We start from the raw sequence: 4751 nt of genomic DNA, 5'->3' as shown, positions 1-4751 counted from the left end.
CCCTCGAACTGGCCGGTGAGCTCTCGGCCGCCCCGGGAGCAGGCGGAAAGCCGATCCACGAATGGCTCGAGGTACGCCCGTTCCTGACGACGGCGCCCACCATCACGGAATGAACGAGATCCTACTCCGGAGCCTCACACCGAAGGTGCTCGGGATCCTCGTCCGCCGTGGAGCCGATTTCGCGGCGGCCGAGGATGCCGTGCAGGACGCGCTGGTCGAGGCCTTGCGGGTGTGGCCGGACGACCCGCCGCGCGACCCCAAGGGGTGGCTGGTCACCGCCGCGTGGCGCAAGTTCCTCGACGCCATCCGCGCCGACACCTCCCGGCGGAACCGCGAGGTGCGCGTCGAGGACAAACCCGCGCCCGGTGCGGTCGAGGCGGTGGACGACACGCTGCAGCTGTACTTCCTGTGCGCGCACCCGTCGCTGACCCCGGCTTCGGCCGTCGCGCTCACCCTGCGCGCGGTCGGCGGCCTCACGACGCGGCAGATCGCGCAGGCCTACCTGGTGCCGGAGGCGACCATGGCCCAGCGGATCAGCCGGGCCAAGCGGACCGTCTCCGACGTGCGGTTCAACCAGCCCGGCGACGTCGCCACCGTGCTGCGCGTGCTCTACCTGGTCTTCAACGAGGGCTACTCCGGCGATGTCGACCTGGCCGCCGAGGCGATCCGGCTCACCCGTCTGCTGGCGGCGATGACCCACGATGAGGAGGTCGCGGGCCTGCTCGCGCTCATGCTGCTGCACCACGCCCGGCGCCCGGCCCGGACCGGCCCCGATGGCAGGCTGGTGCCGCTCGCCGAGCAGGACCGCGGCCTCTGGGACACCCGCCTGATCACCGAGGGCGTCGACGTTCTCCAGAGCGCCCTCGCCCGTGACCGCCTGGGTGAGTTCCAGGCCCAGGCCGCCATCGCCGCGCTCCACGCCGACGCCCACACCACTGAGGAGACCGACTGGGCGCAGATCGTCGAGTGGTACGACGAACTGGTGCGCCTGACCGACAGCCCGGTGGCCCGGCTCAACCGGGCGGTCGCGGTCGGCGAGGCCGACGGGCCGCGGGCAGGCCTGGCCGCCCTGGCGGAGCTCGACCCCGCCCTGCCCCGCCACACCGCCGTAGCGGCGTACCTGCGCGAGCGTGACGGAGACCCGGCCACCGCGGCCCGGCTCTACGCCGAAGCCGCCCGGTCGGCGTCCAGCCTGCCCGAACGCGACCACCTCACTCGACAGGCCGCACGGCTCAACGCGCGGCTGCGCGAGTGAACGTGGTTTCTGCCCCGTGGGTACTCAGACTCGCTTGCGGCTGACGGGTAGTTCCAGTCCCGCCGCCAGCAAGGCGTCGTGCAGGCCCGCCAACGCCAAGCGGTCGGCGCGTTCGTTGTCGGGGTGGCCGCTGTGGCCCTTGACCCAGTGCCACTCGATGTCGTGGCGGGCGGCGGCCACGTCCAGGCGGCGCCAGAGGTCTTCGTTGGCAACGGGCTTCTTGGCGCTCGTCATCCAGCCGTTGGACTTCCAGGTGGTGACCCACTTGGTGATGCCGTTGCGGACGTAGGTGCTGTCGGTGAACAGGTCCACCTTGGCCGCCCTGCTCAGCGTCTCCAAAGCCTGGATGGGCGCCATCAGTTCCATCCGGTTGTTGGTCGTCTCACCCGCGTCGCCGCCGCGCAGTTCGCGTTCGTGGCCGCCGTAGCGCAGGACCGCGCCCCAGCCGCCTGGGCCGGGATTGGGGATGCAGGCGCCATCGGTGTAGATCTCGACCACGGTCATTGGCGCGATCCTAGCGGCGGGAATATGTCGGCCCGCCGGGAGTTGGCATCTGGTGGAGAACATCCACACAGGAGGAAACCGCCGCATGTCGACCAACCCTGACATCTCGCTGAACGACGGCACCACCATCCCGCAGCTCGGCTTCGGGGTGTTCCAGGTGCCCGACGACGAGGTCCGCGCGGTCGTGGCCGACGCACTCGATGCCGGGTACCGCAGCTTCGACACCGCCGCGTACTACCGCAACGAGGTGGGCACCGGCCAAGCCCTCGCCGAATCCGGCTTGCCGCGCGAGGAGCTCTACGTCACGACCAAGGTCTGGAACGACCGGCAGGGCTACGACGAGGCACTGCGGGCGTTCGACGAGAGCCTGGCGAAGCTCGGCCTCGACTACCTCGACCTGTTCCTGATCCACTGGCCCGCACCCGGCGCCGACAAATACGTCGACACCTGGCGGGCGCTGGAGAAGCTCAAGGAAGACGGCCGCGTCCGTTCGATCGGCGTGTCCAACTTCCATGTCCCGCACCTGGAACGCCTCTTCGCCGAGACCGGCACGGTGCCCGCGGTCAACCAGATCGAGCTGCACCCGAACCTGCCCCAGGCCGACCTGCGCGCCTTCCACGCCAAGCACGGCATCGCCACCGAGGCGTGGAGCCCGCTCGGTCAAGGCGTGGTGCTCGACGACCCGACCGTGGTCGCGATCGCCGACCGGCTGGGCCGCTCCGCCGCCCAGGTGGTGCTGCGGTGGCACCTGGACCTGGGCATCGTCGTCATCCCGAAGTCGGTCACCCCGGAGCGCATCCGGGCCAACTTCGCCGTGTTCGACTTCGAGCTGACCGCCGAGGACCACAAGGCGCTCGACGGCCTCGACAACGGCGTGCGCACCGGACCCGACCCGGAGCAGTTCGGGGCGTGATCACTTCCCGGTGATGGCGCGCTCCAGTTCCCGGATCTCCTTCTGGGTGAACGAGCCCGCGATCTGGAGCGCGCCACCGGTGATCGCCGACGCGATCTCGGGAGCGGACACCAACTCACCGTCCACGACGATGGCGAGCTGCTTGCCCACGTTCTCAGTCGTCCACTTCGCGAAGATCGCGGCGGTGTCGTCGGGCAACTCGATGTTGAGCACCCAACGCCCGTCCACCTGCTCGACCCCGACGTCCTTGAACCGGCCGAAGTCGCCGATGGAGGGACCGACGCGGTAGGTCGAGCCGTCCTTGCCGGTCAGCACGTCGGGCGCCGCCGGGGCGGGGGTCTGGGCGGGCGGGTCGACCGAAAGCACCGGCCGCATCTCGACCGGAACGTTGACGTCGACCGGACCGCTGCCCGCTTGCGTGGTCTGGGACGAGGGCGGCGGTGTCGGCGTGGATTCCTTGCCGCACGCGGTAAGGGCCAGCAGCAGCCCGGCGACGACGATCAGCTTCGGCATGATCGGATTCTACGGTGATCCGCGTCAATCCCGTCGCGCGGCGAGCTGCCCCAACGCCGCCTGAAGGCCGCGGGCGCTGGACAGCGTCGACACCGTCCCACCGGTGAGTCTGGCGATGTCCCGCAGCGCGGCCCGGTTCTGATCCGGGCCCAACGCGATCACGCTGACCACGACCGGCTTCTTGGTGCTGCCGACAGCCTTGATCGCCGCGGTCAGCTCAGCCAACGTCATCGCACCGTCACTGCCGCCGTCGGTGATCACGACGATCTCGTTGCGCTTCCCCGTGACATAGCCGTTGATCGCCGCCCGATAAGCCGCCGCGATGCTTTCGTATAGATGGGTCGCACCAGTCGGATCCAAGGTGTCGACGGCCTGATGCAGGGGAGCCCGGGTGTCGCCGATCGGGCCGGTCGCCACCAGTTGCTGGTAAGGCTTCGCGCGGTCAAGCCCTTGGGAGAACTGCCAAAGCCCCAACGAACCCGACACCGTGTAGTTCGCGTACCCGTGCAACGCCTCCTGCACCCACTGCATCCGGGTGCGCCCGTCGCCGTTGTCGGCGCCCATCGACTTCGACACGTCGACCAGCATGGTCACGATGCGGCCGCCCTCCGCGGCCGCCGCCCACGTGGCGGCGAGTTGCTGAGTGGTCTGCGGGTTCGCCGGGGCGGTGGCGGGCGGCAGGTCCGGCCACCTGATGCCCAGCGTGCTCGGCGGGCGCTCGTTCGACGCCGTGCGCAGGCCCGCACGGCCCAGTGAGCGCTGTTGGTCCGGCTCGAGCAGGAACTGGCGGAACCGGTCGGCGGCGTTCGCCAAGGCGGCGTCGATGCCCGCGAGGCGGACGAACGGGAAGTCGGCGGTCGGGATCGGGCCGTCGGGCATGACCTCGAACAGGGGGCGCTTGGCGGCGGGCCTGCCGTCGATGGCGAGGTTGCGCCGGTGCAGGTCGACCTCCAGGACCGGCACCGCGCTGAACGGCGCGGTCGTCATCGTCTCCGCCTCGCCCAGGCTGATCAGGGCCTCGCGGGTCGTCTCCGGAATGCCGGTCGGTTGGCCCGCCGTGAGTTTGCTGATCGCGTCGGCGACTTCCGGGCGTTCGAGGACCTCGTGCGTCAGCGGGCTTTGCTTGCCGACACCGGACAGCACCGCCTGCACCGCCAGCCCGGTGGCGGGGTTCGCCGCGGGCTGTGGCAGCGCGACGATCAGCCTGCCCCAGCCGGACTGGCCGAACCGCGACCAGCCACTCGGGTCGGGGATGACGGTGGCGACGTCGGCCCAGGTGAACGTCACCGTGTCGGTGAGCGCTTTGGCCGCCGGTTCCGGTGTCGCCAGCACGATCGGGCTGCTCGCGACCGTGTCCGGCGCCGAGCCGAGTAGGGCGTCGTCGACGGCGCTGAGCCGGTCGGTCCAGAACGACGACTCCGGCAGCCAGGCGTGCGGCCGGTCGCCGAGTTCGCGGACGTTCCACTCGCCGGTGAGGCCTGCGAGCATCGGACCGGACTCCGTCGCCGCGACCGTGACCTTGACGCAGAAGTCGTCGACCACCGCGCCGGCGGCGTTCCACCGGCC

5 protein-coding genes and 1 pseudogene are annotated in these 4751 nt (G+C 70.6%); 3 read left to right on the top strand and 3 right to left on the bottom strand.

What is annotated here, in order from left to right:
- A pseudogene (locus tag ACRDSQ_RS18600) lies at window positions 1-113 on the top strand (YciI family protein); the annotation flags it as partial.
- Window positions 110-1255 (top strand): RNA polymerase sigma factor, encoded by a 1146-nt coding sequence (locus tag ACRDSQ_RS18595; protein ID WP_431422812.1) that lies wholly within the window; start codon window positions 110-112, stop codon window positions 1253-1255. The pseudogene ACRDSQ_RS18600 and the gene ACRDSQ_RS18595, both read left to right, overlap by 4 nt.
- A 24-nt stretch (window positions 1256-1279) precedes the next feature.
- Here ACRDSQ_RS18595 and rnhA read toward each other — a convergent pair whose 3' ends face one another.
- Window positions 1280-1759, bottom strand: coding sequence for a ribonuclease HI (gene rnhA / locus ACRDSQ_RS18590; protein ID WP_431422811.1), 480 nt, complete (start codon window positions 1757-1759; stop codon window positions 1280-1282).
- Window positions 1760-1844: 85 nt separating this feature from the next.
- Here rnhA and ACRDSQ_RS18585 point away from each other — a divergent pair, with 85 nt between their 5' ends.
- Window positions 1845-2672, top strand: a complete 828-nt coding sequence (locus ACRDSQ_RS18585; RefSeq protein WP_431422810.1) for an aldo/keto reductase — start codon at window positions 1845-1847, stop codon at window positions 2670-2672.
- On the opposite strand, the gene ACRDSQ_RS18580 is transcribed toward ACRDSQ_RS18585, so the two are convergent.
- Window positions 2673-3185: a SecDF P1 head subdomain-containing protein gene (locus ACRDSQ_RS18580; RefSeq protein WP_431422808.1), complete on the bottom strand. Its 513-nt coding sequence runs from the start codon at window positions 3183-3185 to the stop codon at window positions 2673-2675.
- 24 nt (window positions 3186-3209) lie between these two features.
- Window positions 3210-4751, bottom strand: a 1542-nt coding sequence (locus tag ACRDSQ_RS18575) for a VWA domain-containing protein (protein WP_431422806.1), incomplete at its 5' end; no start/stop codon positions are given.

The sequence above is a fragment of the Actinokineospora sp. genome, from assembly GCF_050699995.1.
Classification (GTDB): Bacteria; Actinomycetota; Actinomycetes; order Mycobacteriales; family Pseudonocardiaceae; genus Actinokineospora.
Note: the sequence above shows the minus strand (reverse complement) of the source record. Positions and strands in the feature narration are given on the sequence as shown.